The organism is Kitasatospora sp. NPDC059160, assembly GCF_042755465.1.
Classification (GTDB): domain Bacteria; phylum Actinomycetota; class Actinomycetes; order Streptomycetales; family Streptomycetaceae; genus Kitasatospora.
In genome coordinates, this window is record NZ_JBHZCN010000048.1 from 33,654 (window position 1) to 51,734 (window position 18,081).

The following is an 18,081-nucleotide window of genomic DNA, read 5'->3' on the forward strand; positions in this document are numbered from 1 at the left end:
TCCACGGAGCCGAGGGGGAGGGCCATGAGCCTCTACGACGGGGTCGACCTGCGGCTGAACGTGCCGCACTCGGCCCGGATGTACGACTACTACCTGGGCGGCTTCACCAACTTCGCCGCCGACCGCGAGGCCGCCGGCCACGTCCTCGCCATCGCCCCCTGGCTGCGCGACGCCGCCCGCGCCAACCGCTCCTTCGTGCACCGCTCCACCCGCGCCCTCGCCCAGGCGGGCATCGACCAGTTCCTGGACATCGGCACCGGCATCCCGACCTCGCCCAACCTCCACGAGGTCGCCCAGAGCGTCCGGCCCGGGGCCAGGGTCGTCTACGCCGACAACGACCCCATCGTCCTCACCCACGCCCAGGCCCTGCTCACCGGCACCCCCGAGGGCCGAACCGCCTACGTCGAGGCCGACGTCACCGACCCGGACAGCCTGCTCGCCGCACCCGGCCTGCGCGAGACCATCGACCTCACCCGCCCGGTCGCGCTCTCCCTCAACGCGCTGCTTCACTTCGTCCCCGACGCCCACGGCGCCCATGAGCTGGTCGACCGCCTCAAGTCCGTCCTCGCCCCCGGCAGCGCCCTGGTGATGACCCACGTCACGCCCGATTTCGCGCCCGAGGAGATCCGCCGGATCGTCGGCATCTACCAGGCCGCCGGCACCGCCGCCCAGGCCCGCACCCACGCCGAGTTCGTCCGCTTCTTCGACGGCTGGACCCTCCTCGAGCCCGGTGTCGTCCCCACACCGCACTGGCGTCCCCAGTCCGACGAACCGGCCGTCTCGGCCTCGGACGCCACCGCCTACGCGGGCGTGGCGCTGCGGCCCTGATCCCACGGTTCCGGTCCGCCGACGCGCACCCGTCCCGGGACGGACGCGCGTCGGCCCGGGGCGAGCCGGGAAGAACCGGCGTGAACCGGGACGGTCGGGACGCCGCCCACCCGTGCACCCCCGCCGCGCCGGGCCCAGACTGAGTGGTGAACCGCTGCCGCCCCGCGAGGGAGACGCATGCTGCTGGGACTCACCACCGCGCTGGTCGCCACCGTCTGCTTCGGCTTCGGGGCGGTGTTCCAGGCGCGCGGGGCGCGGTCGGCGCCGCGCGCGGACCGGGTGCGGGCGGGCCTGCTGGCCGCGCTGCTGCGGTCCTGGCAGTTCATCCTCGGGACGCTCCTGGACATCCTCGGCTTCGTGCTGAGCATCGTCGCCCTGCGCAGTCTCCCGCTGTTCCTGGTGCAGGCCGTCACCAATGCGAGCCTCGCCGTCACCGCCCTGGCCGCCGTCTGGCTGCTGGGCGCACGGCTGCGCCGCGGCGACGCGGCGGGCATCGCCGCCGTCGTGGTGGGCCTCGGCCTGCTGGCCCTGGGCTCCGGCAGGGAGGGCCGGGAGTACGCCCCGGCGGCCTTCCACTGGGCGCTGCTGGCGACCACCGCCGTGATGCTGCTCGCCACCCTGGTCCTGGTCCGCCGGGAGGGCACCCCGGCCGCGGCCAGCCTCGGCCTGCTGGCGGGCGTCGGCTTCGGGATCACCAGCCTCGCCGTGCGGGTCCTGGACGCCTCCACGCTCACCGCCGTGCTCACCGATCCGGCCGCGTACGCCCTGGCGGTCGGCGGACTGGGCGGCTACCTGGCGTACGCGCTGGCCCTGCAGCGCGGCACGGTGACGGCGGCGACGGCGGCCGGGACGGTGGCCGAGACCTTCGGCCCGGCCCTGGTCGGGGTGGTGTCGCTGGGGGACTCCGCGCGCCCCGGCTTCGCCTGGTGCGCGCTGACGGGCTTCGCGGTCGCGGTGGGCGGCACCTTCCTGCTGTCCCGCTTCGGCGAACTGGAGGGCGGCCCGGCCGAACTGTCGGCCCCGCACCCGGACGCCGAGGCCCAGCCGGCCGTACCGCCCCGGTAGCCCGGACGGCTCCTCCGTGCGAAGGTGACGTGCCGGACAAAACGGACGGCAGAACGCCCACGGACCCGGCAGGTGCGCGATGACGGAGGAAGCCGTGACGTCGGAGGACGCCCAGGCCCGGCCCCGGCGCTCGGGGTCGACCGACCGCCCCGTCGCCCTGATCACCGGCGCCTCCTCGGGCATCGGCCTGGCCACCGCCACCCGACTGGCCGACGCGAACTGGCGGACCCTGCTCTCCGGCACCGACCGCACCCGCCTGGACGCCCTCGCCGAACGCACCGGCGGCGTCGCCCTCCCCGAGGACCTGAACAAGCCGGACGGCGCCGCCCGCCTCGCCGAGGCCGCGCTCGCCGCCGCCGGGCGGGTGGACGTCCTGGTCGCCAGCGCCGGCCTCGGCTGGCGCGGCCCGTTCGCCGACACCCCGTCCGACACCCTCGACCGGATGATCGAGGTCAACCTGGCCGCCCCGCTGCGGCTGATCCGGCTGCTGCTGCCCGGGATGCTGGAGCGCCGGCACGGCCGGATCGTGCTGCTCGGCTCGATGGCGGGCCAGGTCGGCGTGCGCGACGAGTCCGGCTACTCGGCCACCAAGGGCGGACTGACGATGTTCGCCGAGAGCCTCTGGTACGAACTGCGCGGTACCGGGGTCGGCGTCCGCCTCGTCCTGCCCGGCGCGGTGGACACCCCGTTCTTCGACCGCCGCGGCACCCCGTACCAGCGCGATCGCCCGCGCCCGGTCTCGGCGGAGCGGGTCGCGGACACCGTGGTCGCGACCATCACCACCGAGCGGGACCGCCTCTACGTCCCGCACTGGCTCGGCTTCCCGGCCCGGATCCACGGGGTCGCGCCCGGCGTGTTCCGCCGGATGGCCGCCCGCTTCGGGTGAGACCCTCGGCTCCGCCGGCCCCCCTGGCGCCCCTGGCCCGTCGGGCGGGCACCGGCCTCGCCCTCGCGGCCGGCCTGGAGTTCCTCCACCTCGCCCCGGCAGCGGTCCGCCTCCCGCCGCTGCGCCGCACCCTGGCCCGCCGCACCGCCGGGTACGGCACCGCCCCGGGCCACCTCGCCCTCACCTTCGACGACGGCCCCGACCCGCGCAGCACCCCGTACGTCCTGGACGCCCTCGACGCCCTCGGCGCCCGCGCCACCTTCTTCCTGCTCGGCGGGATGCTGGAACGGGCCCCGGACCTCGGCCGGGACCTGGTGCTGCGCGGCCACGAGGTGGCCGTGCACGGCTGGCACCACCGGCAGCAGTGGTACCCGGCCCCGGCCCGCGACCTGCGCGAACTGCGCCGCGCCGCCGAGGCGGTGACCGACCTGTGCGGCGTCCGCCCGCACTGGTACCGCCCGCCGTACGGCGTACTGACGGCCGGTCCGGCGCTGGCCGCCCGCCGGCTGGGCCTGCGCACCGTGCTGTGGACGGTCTGGGGGCGGGACTGGACGGCCGAGGCCACCGGCGAGTCCGTCTACGCCACCGCCCGCCCCGGCCTCACCGCCGGCGCCACCCTCCTGCTGCACGACTCCGACTGCACCTCCGCCCCGGACTCCTGGCGCGCCACCCTGGCCGCCCTCCCGCTGATCGCCGCCCACTGCCGCGCCCGCGCCCTGACCCTCGGCCCGCTGCGGGACCACGCCGTCCCACCCCTTGCCCACGGCGCACGGTAGTTGGGACCATCGACGAGGTCGCGCCCACCACGGGGGCGGGCGCGCCGACAACGGGGGAGGCAGCCATGCCCGACTGGTCAGGCGGACTGGCGCACGCGATCGCGGCGGCCGGCATCGTCACGGCGGCCCTGAGCGGAGCCGTCGCGCCGGACGCCGACGCCCAGGCGGGCCCGGACCGCTACGGCACCGCCACCGTCACCGTCCAGGGCGCCCAGGACATCCGGGACACCCAGGGCCCGACCTACATCCCGGCCTAGGGTCCGCGCCCGGAAGCCCCCGGGGCCCCCGGAAGCGCCTGGACCAGGGCCTTGCCGACGCTTTACCCTCCCGTGAAGCCGTCCGACCGCACCCGATGCGGTCGGCAATTCCAGGTGGGGGTCGGAGAGTTGTCGAAGCGGTTCGGAATCCGTGTCGGGCCGGCGGTCCTGGCGTCCGTGCTGCCGGTGGCGGTCGTGGGGGTACTCGTTGCGGGGGCGCTCGTCTCGGGCTGCTCGTCGGCCGGCGGGGACGGTCCGGCCGCGACCGCCCCGACCCCGGCCCGACTGCGCTCGGACACCGAGCCGTTGCAGCGCCGCTTCCCGGAGCTGGGCCCGCTGTCCGGGGCGACGTGGGTCGGCGCGGTGCTGGGCGGCGGGCCCGGTGACGGCCGGGCGGCGGTACCGGGCCCGACCGATGTGCGCGTGGACGGCTTCGCGGGGATCGAGCCCGCCACGCTCGCCGCGATCACCGGGAGCGGGAGCGGGGGCGGCAGCTGGCAGCCGGGGCCGCTCGGCTGCCCGGGCCTCCCGGACGTGCTGGAAAGGGAGTTGGGCGACGGCCGGCAGGCGACCTGGCTGCACAGCGAGGACTACGACCGTTCGGTCACCCACGGCCGGTACACCGGGTCGTTCTTCTTCGACCGGGAGCGCAGCCGGGTCTTCTTCTGCACGGTGAACCCCGAGGCCCACGGCGGCTGAGGGCCGCTCACCCCAGCCCCACCCGTTCCAGGGCCGCGCCGAAGCCCTTGCTCCAGGCGTCCGGGGTGGCGCCGGGCGAGGGGTCGGGCTCGGGCCGGCCCAGCGCGGCCAGCGCGTTGCGGACCACCTCGGCCGGGCGCGCGGTGGCCACGTCGGCGTGGCCGAGCTCCAGTTCGTGCTGGAGGTTGTCCCGCCCGTGGCCCTGGACGACGTCGAGCAGCAGCAGCCGGCGCCCGAGGGCCCTGGCCTCGCTGCAGGTGTCGCCGGAGCTGGTGACGACCAGGTCGGCGGCGGCCATCAGGGCCGGGATCCGGTCGGTGTAGCCGAAGGCGTGCAGCCGCGGCTCCCGGCGGGCGGCCGCCCGCAGCCGCAGTTCGAGCTCCCGGTTGCGCCCGGCCACGGCGAGCACGTGCGGCCCGGCGGCGGCCAGCGAGGCGGCGGTGCGGGCGATCGGCCCGAGCCCCCAGGAGCCGGACATCAGCAGCACGCACCCGGCGTCCGCCGGCACACCCAGGTCGGCCCGGGCCTCGGCCCGGCCGGGCGGCCGGTAGAACGGCTGCCGCAGCGGCGCGGGCAGCACGGCGACGTCGGCGTCGGGCCGGTAGCGGCGCACGGCGCAGGCGGCGACCTCGGAGGTGACCAGGAACAGGTCGGTGCCCTCCTGCACCCAGAGCCGGTGCGGGGTGACGTCGGTGCAGAACACGAAGTGCCGGAACTCCCGCCCCGGCAGCCGGTTGACCGCCGAGCTGGCGGTGGCGAACACCGAGACCACCAGCTGCGGCCGCTGCGCCTCGACGAGCGCGCCGAGCGCCGGGACGAGTCGGCTGCGCGCGGCCGCGTCGGCGAGCAGGGCGAGCCGGGCGCCCGGGCGCAGCGCCGAGAAGTGGAACGCGTCGTAGACCCCGGGCAGGTCGAGCAGCCGCCGGAAGACGGCTTCCCCGGCGGCGCCCGACCGCTGCCCGAGCAGCGCCATCGCGTCCACGGTGGCGGTGCTCCAGCCGCGCTCGCGCAGGGTGTCGGCGCAGGCCTGGGCCATCACGTCGTGGCCCTGGCCGAGCGAGCCGGAGACCAGCAGGGCGTGCGGCATCGGGCGTTCCGGGTCAGCCGGCGGCGGGGGCGGCGGCGCCGGCCCGGTACCAGTCGGCGTAGCGGTGCACGCCGTCCGCGAACTGGGTCCTCGGCGACCAGCCGAGCAGCCGTTTCGCCTGGGCGGAGGAGATCCGCCGCCCGGTGTAGTCGGCCTTGCGCCCGTCGATGTGCTCGATGGTGACCGGCCCGAGCAGCCGGTCGACGGTGTCGGCGATGTCGCGCACCGAGACGGCCGTGGAGCCCTCCAGGGCGAAGGTCTGGTCCTCGGCGGCGGGGGAGAGGGCGCGGACGTGGGCGTCGGCGAGGTCCTCGACGTAGACGAAGTTGCGGCTCTGCCGGCCGTCCCCGGCGATGGTGATCGGCCGTCCCTCCAGCGCGGCCTGGACGAACCGGGCGACGACCAGTTCGTCGCGCATCCGCGGACCGTACGGGATGCCGTAGCGCAGGATGGTGAAGTGCTGCCCGTAGAGCTCGCGGTAGCTGTGCACCAGCATCTCGGCGGCGAGTTTGGTGGCCACGTACAGGTGCCCGCTGTGTTCCAGCTCGATCGGTACGTGCTCGTCCAACTCCTGTTCCCCGCCGTCGAGTTGGTCGTCGGTGAGGGCTGCTCCGTAGACCCAGACGGTGCTCGCCAGGACGGTGCGGCTCAGTCCGCTGCGCCGGGCGGCCTCCAGGACGGCCTCGGTGCCGTCGATGTTGGTCCGCACCGCCCGGACGGGGTCGGCGGACACCTGCTCGACGTCGGCCATCGCGGCCAGGTGGTAGACCACCTCGCTGCCGGCCAGCGCCGAGGTCAGCGCGGGCAGGTCGAGGATGTCGAGGCGGGCGTGTTCGGCGTCGGGGTTGAGGTACTGGTCGGTGGTGTCCACGGCGAGCACCTCGTGGCCGGCCGCGATCAGGTGGTCCACGACGTGTGAGCCGATGAACCCGCAGCCCCCGGTGACGGCTATCCGCACGGTCTTGCTCCTTTCGGTCCGGCTGTCCGGCTGTCCGGCTGTCCGGTCTGTCCGGTCTGTCCGGCTGTCCGGCTACGCGGCAGGCCGGCTAGCCGGCCATCCGCCGGTGCACGGTGGAGACGGCCTCGACGACCAGCTCCGTCTCGTCCTCGGTCATGTCGGAGTGCACCGGCAGGCAGACCTGCCGGGCGCAGACGTCCTCGGCCACCGGCAGCGGACCGCCCCGGTAGGGGGCGAGGACGGGCTGGAGGTGCAGCGGCAGGTCGTAGACCTCGCCGGACATCCGCACCCCGTACTCCTCGGCCACCGCCTTCTTGAAGGCGGCGCGGTCGACGCCGGGCGCCAGCAGCGCCACGTACTTGTAGTAGTTGCCGCGGCTGCCGGGCGGTTCGAGCACCGGCCGCAGGCCGTCGACGCCGGCCAGTGCCGAGTCGTAGCGGCGGGCGACGGCCCGGCGGGTCTCGATGAACTCCTTGAGCCGGCGCAGGTGCACGGCGCCGACGGCGGCGTGCAGCTCGCTCATCCGCCAGGAGTACCCGAGCCGGACGTGGTGGTTGGTGCCGAAGGAGCCCTTGCCCTGGTCGCGGTGGATCCGGGCCTCGTCGCGCAGCTCGGGCGACTCGGTGAGGATCATGCCGCCCTCGCCGCTGGTGGTGACCTTGGTCGGGTAGAAGGAGAAGGCCCCGGCCAGGCCGAAGGTCCCGGCGGCCCGGCCGCCCAGGCTGCTGCCGTGGGCGTGCGCGGCGTCCTCGACCAGCGGGATGCCGCGCTGGTCGCAGAGCTCGCGCAGGGCGTCCACGTCCGGCGTGACGAGCCCGCCGATGTGGACGAGTACGACGGCTGCGGTATCCGGGGTGAGGGCGGCGGCCAGGGTCTCCGGGGAGAGCGCCAGGGTGGCCGGGTCGACGTCCGCGAACACCGGGCGGCCGCCCGCGTGCACCACGGCTCCGGCCGTGGCGTAGAAGGTGACGGCGGGGACGACCACGTCGCGGCCGCGCACGTCGACACCGCGCAGGACGATCTCCAGGGCCGCCGTGCCGCTGCTCACCGCGACGGCGTGCGAGGCGCCGTGCTCGGCGGCGAAGGCCTGCTCGAACCGCTCGGTCCACGGGCCGAGGGTGAGGGCACCGGTGGTGAGCATCTCGGTCACGGCGTCGGCGACGGCAGCGCGGTCGTTCTCGTCGAACACGATGCGGGCGGCTGGCACGCCCATGGGGCACCTCCGGCGGCGGGCTGGGGTCAGCACCGATCGGGACGGGTCGGCCCGGACCGGGGCAAAACGGTCGGGCCAGTGGCCCATCACGCTACTGGGCCGGGGCGGTCGCGGCCCGTCGTCACCCGCCGGCCGGGTGACCCGGGACTGCTCCCGCCGCAGGCCAACGGGCTGCTCCCGGCTGCTCCCGGTGCGGGGCGTGCGCTCCTCCGTACGGGGGAGGGCCCTACTGCGTCCGCAGTACGCAAACGGCCTGCGCAGGGACGACGACGGAGCAGGGGTCGGCGATCAAGGATTGGTCATGCTGCGAGCGGACCGCCTCCGGGGGCCCGTTCCCGCACCCGTCCCCTCCGCGCACCTGCTTCCGAATCCGAAGGAGCCCGTTCCCCCGTGGCAACGATCCTGTACCGCCTTGGCCGATGGGCCTTCGCCCGGCGCCGGCTGGTGACCCTGCTCTGGGTCGCCGTGCTGGCGCTCGCCGGAGTCCTGGCGGCGAAGGCGCCCGCCGCACCCGACGACGGATTCTCGATGCCCGGCACGGAGGCGCAGAAGGCCTTCGACCTGATGAACGAGCGCTTCCCCGGCGGCCACGCCGACGGCGCCTCGGCCCGCCTGGTGTTCGTCGCGCCCTCCGGGCAGAAGATCACCGCCGGGCCGAACCAGCAGGCCGTCGAGAAGACGGTCGCCGAGCTCGCCCACGGCGAGCAGGTCACGGCCGCGGTGGACCCGTTCAAGATGCCGGGCGCGGTCTCCAAGGACGGCTCGACGGCCTACGCGACGGTCAGCTACTCCGCCAAGGCGGGTGAGGTGTCCAAGGGCGCCACCGACGCCCTCCAGCAGGCCGCCCAGCACGGCCGGGACGCCGGGCTCAAGGTCGAGATCGGCGGCAACGCGCTGATGGCCAAGCCCGACGCGGGCGGCAGCAGCGAGGCGATCGGCATGGCGCTGTCCGCCGTCGTCCTGGTGATCACCTTCGGTTCGCTGGTCGCCGCCGGCCTGCCGCTGCTCACCGCCGTGATCGGCGTCGGCCTCGGCATGTCGCTGATCACCGCGTTCGGCAGCGTGCTCGGCCTCTCCTCGACCACCGGCACGCTCGCCATGATGCTCGGCCTCGCGGTCGGCATCGACTACGCCCTGTTCATCGTGTCCCGCTACCGGGCCGAGCTCGCCGAGGGCCGCACCCAGCAGGAGGCGGCCGGCCGGGCCATCGGCACCGCCGGCTCCGCGGTGGTCTTCGCCGGCCTGACCGTGGTGATCGCCCTCGCCGGGCTCTCCGTGGTCGGCATCCCGATGCTCGCCAAGATGGGCATGGCCGCCGCCGGGACGGTCGTCATCGCCGTGCTGGTCGCGCTCACCCTGGTGCCCGCGCTGCTGGGCTTCATCGGCCGCCGGGCGCTGCCCCGCAAGACCCGCAAGGCCCAGGCCGACGGCGACGGCGCGGCGCGGCCGGTCGGCGCCAAGGAGAACGGCGGCTCCCGCTGGGCCCGGTTCATCGTGCGCCGCCCGCTCGCGGTGCTGCTGCTCGGCGTGGTCGGCCTCGGCGTGCTCGCCGCTCCCGCGCTCGACCTGCGCCTCGGCCTGCCCGGGGACGAGGCCAAGCCCACCTCCACCACCCAGCGCCGTGCCTACGACCTGCTGTCCGAGGGCTTCGGCCCCGGCTTCAACGGGCCGCTGACCGTCCTGGTGGACGTCAAGGGCACCGCGGACCCGAAGGCCGCCGCCGGCGAGGTCGCCAAGAGCGTCTCGGCCGTGCCGGGCGTGGTCACGGTCACGCCGCCGATGTTCAACAAGGCGGGGGACACCGCCCTGCTCAACGCCATTCCGGCCACCGGCCCGGCCGAGAGCGCGACCAAGGACCTGGTCCACACCATCCGCGGCCAGGCGGCCGGCCTCAAGGCCTCCACCGGGGCGACGGTGCTGGTCAGCGGTACGACGGCGATGAACATCGACGTCTCGCAGAAGCTCAGCGACGCGATGCTGCCCTACCTCGCCGTGGTCGTCGGCCTGGCCGTCCTGCTGCTGCTGGTGGTCTTCCGCTCCGTCCTCGTCCCGCTCAAGGCGGCGCTCGGCTTCCTGCTCTCGGTGGCCGCCGCGCTCGGCGCGGTCGTCGCGGTCTTCCAGTGGGGCTGGCTGGCCGACCTGATCGGCGTGGAGCAGACCGGTCCGGTGATGAGCATGATGCCGATCTTCATGATCGGCGTGGTCTTCGGCCTCGCCATGGACTACGAGGTGTTCCTGGTCACCCGGATCCGTGAGGCCTTCGTCCACGGCGAGGAGCCGGGCGAGGCCATCGTCACCGGATTCCGGCACAACGCCCGGGTGGTCACCGCGGCCGCCTTCATCATGATCGCCGTCTTCGCGGGCTTCATCGGGATGAGCGAACCGATGATCAAGATGATGGGCCTGGGCCTCGCCGCGGCCGTCGCCTTCGACGCCTTCGTGGTCCGGATGACGATCGTCCCGGCCGTCCTCGCCCTGCTCGGCCGCCGCGCCTGGTGGCTGCCGAGCTGGCTCGACCGCCTGATACCCGACGTCGACGTCGAGGGCAGCAAGCTGCACACCGCCGCCCCCGAACCGGCACCGGCCAAGGAGCCGGTCACCGTCTAGGTCCTGTCCGGGCCTGGGCCCGGCGCACCCGGTGACACCGGGCCCGGCCCGAGCACCCCTCGGGCCGGGCCCGGCGCCACCCGGCTCGGACAACGGTTCGAGCCCCACCCGTTACCGTTGCTGTCGGGGCCGCCGTCCGCGCGCAGGCCCCGGCTCGGCGTTCCGCACCCCGCACCGGGGCGCGGCGCGACACCGACTGGCAGAACCCGGCGAGGGTGCCGCCAGGGCACCCCGACCCGGAGAACAGGACGATGAGCGACACCTGGCAGCGCCTGCGCCGTGAGCACCCCCGGGCGTTCGACATCGCCGGCGGCACGGCCCTGATCGGGATCACCGCCCTCGGCGCCACGATCGACCAGAACAGCGGGCGCTTCGCCCCGGTCGACCTGCCCACCGGCCTGCTCGCCCTGATCGCCGCGGTGGTCGTGTTCTTCCACCGCCGCCACCCGCGCGCCGTGGTCGCCGTCACGCTGCTCTGCACGATGCTGCTCGCCGTGGTCAGCCCCCGGCTCACCCCGACGCTGGCGACCCCGCTGCTGCTCGCGCTCTACTCCCTCGCCACCCGCACCGACCGCGCCACCGCGCTGCGCGCCTCCATCGTCACCGCCGTCCTGCTCAGCGGGATATCGCTGTTCCTCGGCCCCGGCGGCCCGCTCGGCGAGCGGCTCGGCGTCCTCGCCTGGGCCCTGCTGCCCGGCGCCCTCGGCGATTCCATCCGCAACCGCCGCGCCCACCTCGCCGCCATCGAGGAACGCGCCGAGCGCGCCGAACGCACCCGCGAGGAGGAGGCCCGCCGCCGGGTCGCCGACGAGCGGATCCGGATCGCCCGCGACCTCCACGACGTCGTCGCCCACCACATCGCCCTCGCCAACGCCCAGGCCGGCATCGCCGTCCACCTCATGGACAGCCACCCGGTGCAGGCCCGCGAGGTGCTCAGCCACATCACCGACGCCACCGGCTCCGCCCTCCAGGAGCTGCGCGCCACCGTCGGCCTGCTGCGCCGCGCGGAGGAACCCGCCCCGCTCGAACCCGCCCCCGGCCTCGACCGGCTGCCCGAGCTGATCAACGCCTTCGAACGGGCCGGCCTGCCGGTGCGGCTCGCCGTCGAGGGGGAGGCCCGGCCGCTGTCGCCCGGCGTCGACCTCACCGCCTTCCGGATCGTCCAGGAGTCGCTGACCAACGTCGCCAAGCACGCCCACGGCGCCGACGCCGAGGTCACCCTCTCCTACAGCGGCAGCCGGGTCGCCGTCAGCGTCGCCAACAGCCGCCCGACCAGACCCGGGCGCCCCCGCACCGCCCTGCTGCCGCCGCCCGCCCCGGGCGAGAGCGGCTTCGGCCTGATCGGCATGCGCGAACGGGCCGGTGCCGTGGGCGGCCGCCTCACCGCCGACCGGCAGTCGGACGGCGGCTACCTGGTCACCGCCGAACTCCCGCTGCGCACCGGTGCCCGGGAGGACGTCGCGCCCCCGGCGGTGGACACCGCCCGGGCCGTGAGCACGCCCGGACCGGGCCACCCGGCCGGGCCCGCCGCCAGGGACCGGCCCGCCCACGCCTTCTGGCGCGACTGCACCGTCCTGCCCGTCCGCCCCACCGGCTCCGGCCACCCCACGGACTCCGACCGCCCCACCGGCCCCGTCGGCTCCCCCGACCGGGCCGCCCCCGCCGACCCGACCCGACCCGATCACGCCATCCGGAAGGACAAGGACCGCGCATGACCATCCGCGTGCTGCTCGCCGACGACCAGGCCCTGCTGCGTGGCGCCTTCCGGATGCTGATCGACGCCGAGGAGGACATGGAGGTGGTCGGCGAGGCCGCCGACGGCCGGGAGGCGGTGGAACTCGCCCGGGCCACCAAGCCCGACCTCGTGCTGATGGACATCCGGATGCCCGGCGCCGACGGCCTCGGCGCCACCGCCGAGATCTGCGCCGACGAGGAGCTCTCCGGCACCCGGGTGCTCATCCTCACCACCTTCGAGATAGACGAGTACGTGGCCCAGGCGCTGCGCGCGGGCGCCGGGGGCTTCCTCGGCAAGGGCGCCGACCCGAAGGAACTGCTCGCCGCCGTGCGCACCGTCGCGGCCGGCGAGGCCCTGCTCTCGCCCGCCGCCACCCGCGCCGTGATCGAGCAGTTCCTCGCCCAGCCCGACCCGGCCGCCGCCGCGTCCGCCGAGCGGCTGGCCGTGCTCACCGCCCGTGAGCGCGAGGTGATGTCGATGGCCGCCACCGGGCTCACCAACGAGGAGATCGCCGAGCGGATGTTCGTCAGCCCGTTCACCGTCCGGACCCATGTGCACCGGGCGATGTCCAAGCTGGACGCCCGGGACCGCGCCCAGCTCGTCGCGATCGCCTACCAGTCCGGGCTGGTCCCGCCCGGCCGCCCGGTCTGACGCGACGTCAATCCTCCGTCGCGGAGGCCGTTCAAGATCCGGTCCTGGCCGAAAACCGACTCCGAACTGGTGTATCAGCGAGTAGTCTTCCGATGACTCAGAATGAGGAGGATGTTCGTGGAAACCAAGGACACGGCCGGCGAGGTGCGGATTCTCCAGCCGTTGCCCGAGCGCACGGGGGGCGGGTCGCAGGCGTTCGAGCTGCGGCTCGCACGTCTGCTCCGCGTGCTCGGGGCCGAGGTCGCGACGGGGGCGGACTACGCCGGTGCGGCCCGATGGGAGGTCCACAAGGCGCTCACCGGCCGGTCCGAGCTGCCCGAGGAGTACTTCGAGCCGCTGTTGGAGGCGGCGGTCCACGACCCCAACCCGAGCTTCAACCGCCGCTTCGTCGAGCCCGCCCTGATCGCCTTCGGCCAGCGCCGGGTCCGACTGGCCCTGCTCGACTACCTGCGGACCGGCACCAACCCGGAGCGGGCGGGCGCCGCCCGGGCCTGGTACTGGACGGCGCTGACGGTCCGCGGTGGCCGGCACGCGACCGCCGACGAGGGCGCCACGGTCCGCGACAGCTGGAACCGGGCCGCACTGCGGGAGTTCGTCGGCAACGAGGACCTGGACGTCCGCCGCTGCATCCTGCCCGGCCTGCCGCTGGTGCCGCGCGCCTACCCGGCCGACCTGCACGCCCTGGTGGAGGCGGCGGTCACCATCGCCCGCTCCCACCCCGACGAGTACATCCGCCACCGCGCCGAGGTCCAGACCGCCCTCTGACCCTCTGGCCCTCTGCCCCGCCCGCTCCGGGTGCGCGCGGACCGACACGCGCCCCCGGAGCGCCGGCGCCCCCGGCCCGGGGCCGGTCAGCCGGTCTTGACGGTGATGTCGCCGATGTCCGTGCCCAGGTCCAGCTTGTACTTGCCGTTGGGGTCGTTCTGGACGCCGATGTGCTTCTCGCCGATGTCCGTCCCGGCGCTCACGTGGTAGGAGCCGGCGGGGACGGTGACGTGGATCTCGCCGTTGGAGGTGCTGGCCTTGATGTCCTGGGCCTTGCCGGGGGTGAGGTTGATCCCGCCGTTGTCGGTCTTGGCCTGGATCCGGTCGCCCTTGAGCGAAGTTCCCTTGATCTCACCGTTGTTGGTGCGCACGTCGACCGAGCCGGCGGCCTGGTCGACGGAGATGTCCCCGGCGTCGGTGTGGACGGAGACCTCGCCGATCTGGGAGAGGTGGATCCCGCCGGCGGAGGTGCCGCCGCTGACCGGCAGTCCGGCGGGCAGCTCGACGGTGTAGTCCACCGAGCAGTTGTGCCCGCAGCCGCCGAGGACCAGCACCCCGCCGTCGACCCGGGTGCTCGTGCCGGGCTTGCCGCTGTGGTACGTGATCTTCCGGTGGACGGAGACGCCCCCGGTGCCGGTCCTGCCGTGGACGGTGACGTCCCCGGAGGAGTTGTCGAGCTTGACCGCGGTGACCTTGTCGGACACGGTCGCGTCGTCGCTGAACGAGGTGCCGACCGGATCGCAGGCGGTGAGCACCGCGGTGGCGAGCCCGGCGGCCAGGACGACCCCGGCGTAGCGGTAGGTGAGTCGGTGGACGTGGCGGCGGTCGTGGACCATGGTGGTTCCCCCCAAGTCATGCGCGTGCGTGGCGTGCTGACCCCGTGCGACCGCCCCGCTCCGGAGCCGTCCCGACGACAGTAGCCGGGGCCCCGGGGCCGGGGCGGTGGTAAAAACCCCCCAATCGGCACTCCGGCCAGCACCACCTCGTTCCACCGCACCGCATGTGACGTCGGGTCAGGTCTTGCGCGCCACCGCGCCGTACATGCTCACCCGCTCCGCGCCCGGGGCCGGTTCCCCCTCCGGCCGCCAGAGCGGAACGGTGACCACCCCGGGCTCCAGCAGCTCCAGCCCGTCGAAGAACTCCCGCACCTGCTCCCGGCTCCGCCCGACCAGCGGCGCGGTCGCCTTGTCGTACACGCCGGTGACCCGGTCCCGCACGGCGGCGGGGATGAAGTCGGCCGTGCCGTGCGAGAGCACCAGGTGGCTGCCGGACGGCACGGCGGCGAGCAGCGTGGCCACCGCCCGGTACGGCTCGTCCTCGTCGCGCAGGAAGTGCAGCACGGCGGCGAGCACCAGCCCGACCGGCCGGGAGAAGTCGAGCAGCCCCTCGGCCCGGACGGCCTCCAGCACCGCCGCCGGCTCCCGCAGGTCGGCCCGCAGCACGGTGGTGCGTCCGGGCCCGGAGCCCGCCATCAGCGCGCGGGCGTGGCTGAGCACGATCGGGTCGTTGTCGACGTAGACGACCCGGGCGGCCGGGTCCACGGCCCAGGCGATCTCGTGGGTGTTGCCGGCGGTGGGGATGCCGGTGCCGACGTCGAGGAACTGGTCGACGCCCAGCCCGGCGACGCAGCGCACCGCCCGGGTCAGGAAGCCCCGGTTGGCCCGGGCGGTGGAGCGGAACTCCGGGTTGGCGGCGAGCGCCTTCTCGGCGGCGGCGCGGTCGGCGGGGAAGTTGTCCTTGCCGCCCAGGTAGTAGTCGTACATCCGGGCCGGGTGGGGCGTGTCGGGCCGCAGGTCGGCCGGTATCCGGGGGTCGCCGGACTCCCACATGCTCGTGTACCCCATGCCTGCCGCCCCTCTGGCCGTCCCGGCCGGGGCGCTCCCCGGGCGGGCTGTTCCCGAACGTCGGCGGACAGCCTAAAGCCCAGGTCAGTGCCCTGGTGGCGGTTGGCCGGCTCGCCCCCGTATGTCCCTTTCGTGGTGCCCCGGCGGCGGTCCCGGCGGAGGATGGGAACTCCGGGGGCCGGCGGCAGGGGCCGACGGCAGTGGCAGCGCGTGACACGGGAGGTCCGGGTCCATGGGAATCGCTATGGCAGACATCCGCGAGTGGCGGGGCCAGGACGTGGTCGACGAGAACGGCAAGCGGATCGGCACGCTTGAGTCGGTCTACGTCGAGACGTCCACCGACGAGCCGTTCTTCGCCACCGTCACGATCGGCGTGATGGCCAAGCGCCGCCTGGCCTTCGTCCCGCTGGAGGGGGCGGTGGCCGGTCCGGCCTACCTGCGGGTGGCGCACCCGCGGAGCAAGGTCAAGGACGCCCCGGCGATCGGCACCGACGACATCCTGCCCGCCACCGACGAGCCCGAGGTGTTCGCGTACTACGAGCTGCCGTACGCGACGGGCGCCGCGGGCGAGCGGCGGCTGGCCCGGCGCTGATCCCGCCGCCCGCTGCGGGACGATCTTCGTCCGGTCGGGAATGAATACCCCACCGGGTACACTTGTCCATCGACAGTCGAGGTGAAAGGCGGCCCGGACATGCAGGTGGACGAGGAGGCGGTCGGCGCGGTCCTGAACCGACTGCGTCGGGCCCAGGGCCAGTTGGCCGGGGTGATCGCGATGATCGAGGCGGGGCGGGACTGCAAGGACGTGGTCACCCAGCTCGCCGCCGTCTCGCGCGCCCTGGACCGGGCCGGGTTCAAGATCGTTGCGAGCGGGATGCGCCAGTGCATGGCCGCCGCCGACGAGGACGGCGCGCCGATGAGCGAGGCCGAACTGGAGAAGCTCTTCCTCGCCCTGGCCTGATCGCCCGAGCCCGAGCCCCGGCCCTGGCCCGCGGGGCCGCACCGCGAGCCCGCCCCCGAGGGCCGCGACGGATCGCCCGTCGCGGCCCTCCGCGCATGTCCGGAGCGGGTCGCGCCACGGAGTTCCCGAACCGCCCGATGCCCCGTCACGCGCCGTTCACGTCCCGGTCGCTGACCTTCGGATGAATGAGCCCGCCCCTAGTTGTACAGCCAACTGCGGGCATCCTCCCTCCCAGCCTCCGTGACCAGCCGCGTGCGGCCCCGGCGCCGTCCCCCGGCGGACCGGGCCCGTCGGCGGCGGACAGGACAACCGTGGCCGCAGGCAGCGCCCTGACCCCGACCTCATCCGGCAGCCCCGCCGAAGGCGACCGGCTCACCTTCCACTGGACCACCGATGCCCCCGACGCCAAGAACTGGGTCGGCATCTACGACGGCAGCCGCCAGCCCGGCACCGGCTCCTCGCTGCTCTGGAAGTACACCCCCGGCACCTCCGGCGACGTCCAGCTCGACACCTCCGCGCTGACCGGCGGCCCGTACACCGCCTACCTGCTGGCCAAGGACGGTTACGGCATCCTGGCCCGGACCGCCCCGTTCGGCTTCCGCCCCAAGCCCCCGGTGGTCCGCCCGCACGCCGTCGTCGACTCCTTCACCGCCACCCCGGTCGCCCCCGGCGCGGCCGTGCGGATCCGGCTCGGCGGCCTCTGGTCCCGCCCGGCGGGCAACGCCCCCGGCTCGGCCGCCTACCGCAAGCTCGGCGGCGCGGCCTGGGCCTCGGTCGCCGCCGACGGCACGATCACCGGCACGGCGCCCGCCGCCGCCCGCAACCCCGAGCTGGTCGTGGTCGGCGTCAAGGACAGCACCGGCGCCACCGACACCGTCACCGTGCTCGTCCCCGTCGTGGACCAGGCCGCCCCGCCGCGGCTCAAGGCCGCCAGCTGGAACCTGCACGACGCCGGCAACGGCTGCACCGACGCGCTGGAGAAGCAGCTGCGCGTCGTCCTCGCCCAGGGGCTGGACGTGCTCGCCCTCCAGGAGACGGCCGGCGAGCGGGCGAAGACCCTGGCCGACGCCCTCGGCTGGTACTCCCTCCAGAGCCCGGGCAGCGTCGGCATCCTCAGCCGCTACCCGCTCACCGAACCGACCGCGGCCACCGCCGAGTTGCCCGCCGTCGCGGCCACCGTCCAGCTGCCCGGCGGCCGCGCCGTCCGGTTCTGGGCCGCACACCTCGACGAGGCGGGCTACGGCCCGTACGCCGTGCAGGACGGTGCCACGGCCGCCCAGGTGCTGGCTGCCGAGAACGCCTCGCTGCGGCTCAAGCAGGCCAAGGCGCTGGCCGCCGCCGTGCGCGCGGACGCCGCCCGGCGCCTCCCGGTGGTGCTGGCCGGCGCGCTGTCCTCGCCCTCCCACCTGGACTGGACGGCCGCCACCGCCGCCGCCCACCAGGGCGTCGGCGCGCTCGCCTGGCCGGTCACCAAGGAACTCCAGGCCGCCGGGCTGACCGACACCTTCCGCGAGGAGAACCGCGACCCGGCCAAGGCCCCGGGCGCGACCTGGTCGCCCACCCGCAAGCGCCGCGGCGACCGCCCCGAGCCGCAGGACCGGATCGACGTCGTCCAGTACACCGGAGCGCTGAAACTGGTCGAGGCGCACACCCTGGTCGCCGACTGGCCCCAGCCGGAGCCGAACACCGCCGCCAACGAGTGGCCCTCCGACACCGCCGCCGCCGTCGCCACCTTCCAGCTCTGAGAGGCCA

The 18,081-nt window shown here is 75.0% G+C and carries 18 protein-coding genes; 13 read left to right on the forward strand and 5 right to left on the reverse strand.

Annotated features, from left to right (window positions below; translation table 11 throughout):
• Positions 1-24 precede the first annotated feature (24 nt).
• The 6 genes from ACFXOZ_RS21420 (at position 25) to ACFXOZ_RS21445 (ending at position 4,511) form a co-directional block, all read left to right on the forward strand.
• On the forward strand, positions 25-828 hold the full coding sequence (locus ACFXOZ_RS21420) for an SAM-dependent methyltransferase (protein ID WP_380592062.1): 804 nt from the start codon (positions 25-27) through the stop codon (positions 826-828).
• A gap of 177 nt (positions 829-1,005) precedes the next feature.
• Positions 1,006-1,893, forward strand: coding sequence for a hypothetical protein (locus tag ACFXOZ_RS21425; RefSeq protein ID WP_380592064.1), 888 nt, complete (start codon positions 1,006-1,008; stop codon positions 1,891-1,893).
• A gap of 79 nt (positions 1,894-1,972) precedes the next feature.
• Positions 1,973-2,779 carry an SDR family NAD(P)-dependent oxidoreductase gene (locus ACFXOZ_RS21430; RefSeq protein ID WP_380526470.1) on the forward strand — a complete coding sequence of 269 codons (807 nt, stop codon included), beginning with the start codon at positions 1,973-1,975 and terminating at the stop codon, positions 2,777-2,779.
• A complete protein-coding gene (locus ACFXOZ_RS21435; protein WP_380592066.1) occupies positions 2,776-3,555 on the forward strand; it encodes a polysaccharide deacetylase family protein in 780 nt (259 codons plus the stop codon). The genes ACFXOZ_RS21430 and ACFXOZ_RS21435 overlap by 4 nt, the downstream gene beginning before the upstream one ends.
• A 65-nt stretch (positions 3,556-3,620) precedes the next feature.
• Positions 3,621-3,812 carry a hypothetical protein gene (locus ACFXOZ_RS21440; protein WP_380526474.1) on the forward strand — a complete coding sequence of 64 codons (192 nt, stop codon included), beginning with the start codon at positions 3,621-3,623 and terminating at the stop codon, positions 3,810-3,812.
• Between the two features lie 195 nt (positions 3,813-4,007).
• Positions 4,008-4,511: a hypothetical protein gene (locus ACFXOZ_RS21445; RefSeq protein ID WP_380592068.1), complete on the forward strand. Its 504-nt coding sequence runs from the start codon at positions 4,008-4,010 to the stop codon at positions 4,509-4,511.
• Positions 4,512-4,518: 7 nt separating this feature from the next.
• On the opposite strand, the gene ACFXOZ_RS21450 is transcribed toward ACFXOZ_RS21445, so the two are convergent.
• The 3 genes from ACFXOZ_RS21450 to ACFXOZ_RS21460 all read right to left on the reverse strand — a co-directional run bounded on the left by ACFXOZ_RS21450 (position 4,519) and on the right by ACFXOZ_RS21460 (position 7,769).
• On the reverse strand, positions 4,519-5,598 hold the full coding sequence (locus tag ACFXOZ_RS21450; RefSeq protein ID WP_380592069.1) for a hypothetical protein: 1,080 nt from the start codon (positions 5,596-5,598) through the stop codon (positions 4,519-4,521).
• Between the two features lie 13 nt (positions 5,599-5,611).
• The gene (locus ACFXOZ_RS21455; RefSeq protein WP_380528584.1) at positions 5,612-6,556 is read right to left on the reverse strand and encodes an NAD-dependent epimerase/dehydratase family protein; all 945 of its coding nucleotides are present in this window, start codon (positions 6,554-6,556) and stop codon (positions 5,612-5,614) included.
• Positions 6,557-6,644: 88 nt separating this feature from the next.
• Positions 6,645-7,769 carry a DegT/DnrJ/EryC1/StrS family aminotransferase gene (locus ACFXOZ_RS21460; RefSeq protein WP_375886979.1) on the reverse strand — a complete coding sequence of 375 codons (1,125 nt, stop codon included), beginning with the start codon at positions 7,767-7,769 and terminating at the stop codon, positions 6,645-6,647.
• A gap of 390 nt (positions 7,770-8,159) precedes the next feature.
• On the opposite strand from ACFXOZ_RS21460, the gene ACFXOZ_RS21465 reads away from it, so the two are divergent.
• The 4 genes from ACFXOZ_RS21465 to ACFXOZ_RS21480 all read left to right on the forward strand — a co-directional run bounded on the left by ACFXOZ_RS21465 (position 8,160) and on the right by ACFXOZ_RS21480 (position 13,527).
• Positions 8,160-10,376 carry an MMPL family transporter gene (locus ACFXOZ_RS21465; protein ID WP_375886981.1) on the forward strand — a complete coding sequence of 739 codons (2,217 nt, stop codon included), beginning with the start codon at positions 8,160-8,162 and terminating at the stop codon, positions 10,374-10,376.
• Positions 10,377-10,627: 251 nt separating this feature from the next.
• A complete protein-coding gene (locus ACFXOZ_RS21470; RefSeq protein ID WP_380592071.1) occupies positions 10,628-12,091 on the forward strand; it encodes a sensor histidine kinase in 1,464 nt (487 codons plus the stop codon).
• The gene (locus ACFXOZ_RS21475) at positions 12,088-12,762 is read left to right on the forward strand and encodes a response regulator (RefSeq protein WP_380592073.1); all 675 of its coding nucleotides are present in this window, start codon (positions 12,088-12,090) and stop codon (positions 12,760-12,762) included. Before ACFXOZ_RS21470 ends, ACFXOZ_RS21475 begins: the two co-directional genes overlap by 4 nt.
• A 111-nt stretch (positions 12,763-12,873) precedes the next feature.
• Positions 12,874-13,527, forward strand: coding sequence for a hypothetical protein (locus tag ACFXOZ_RS21480; RefSeq protein WP_380406600.1), 654 nt, complete (start codon positions 12,874-12,876; stop codon positions 13,525-13,527).
• A gap of 86 nt (positions 13,528-13,613) precedes the next feature.
• Here ACFXOZ_RS21480 and ACFXOZ_RS21485 read toward each other — a convergent pair whose 3' ends face one another.
• Together ACFXOZ_RS21485 and ACFXOZ_RS21490 are read right to left on the reverse strand one after the other, a co-directional pair.
• Positions 13,614-14,363 carry a DUF4097 family beta strand repeat-containing protein gene (locus tag ACFXOZ_RS21485; protein ID WP_375886988.1) on the reverse strand — a complete coding sequence of 250 codons (750 nt, stop codon included), beginning with the start codon at positions 14,361-14,363 and terminating at the stop codon, positions 13,614-13,616.
• 177 nt (positions 14,364-14,540) lie between these two features.
• Positions 14,541-15,371, reverse strand: a complete 831-nt coding sequence (locus ACFXOZ_RS21490; RefSeq protein ID WP_380592076.1) for an SAM-dependent methyltransferase — start codon at positions 15,369-15,371, stop codon at positions 14,541-14,543.
• A gap of 244 nt (positions 15,372-15,615) precedes the next feature.
• On the opposite strand from ACFXOZ_RS21490, the gene ACFXOZ_RS21495 reads away from it, so the two are divergent.
• The 3 genes from ACFXOZ_RS21495 (at position 15,616) to ACFXOZ_RS21505 (ending at position 18,074) form a co-directional block, all read left to right on the forward strand.
• Positions 15,616-15,963, forward strand: a complete 348-nt coding sequence (locus ACFXOZ_RS21495) for a PRC-barrel domain-containing protein (RefSeq protein WP_375886992.1) — start codon at positions 15,616-15,618, stop codon at positions 15,961-15,963.
• A gap of 99 nt (positions 15,964-16,062) precedes the next feature.
• Positions 16,063-16,329, forward strand: coding sequence for a metal-sensitive transcriptional regulator (locus ACFXOZ_RS21500; protein WP_030553044.1), 267 nt, complete (start codon positions 16,063-16,065; stop codon positions 16,327-16,329).
• A gap of 311 nt (positions 16,330-16,640) precedes the next feature.
• Complete coding sequence (locus ACFXOZ_RS21505) at positions 16,641-18,074, forward strand: endonuclease/exonuclease/phosphatase family protein (protein ID WP_380592078.1); 1,434 nt, start codon at positions 16,641-16,643, stop codon at positions 18,072-18,074.
• Positions 18,075-18,081 lie beyond the last annotated feature (7 nt).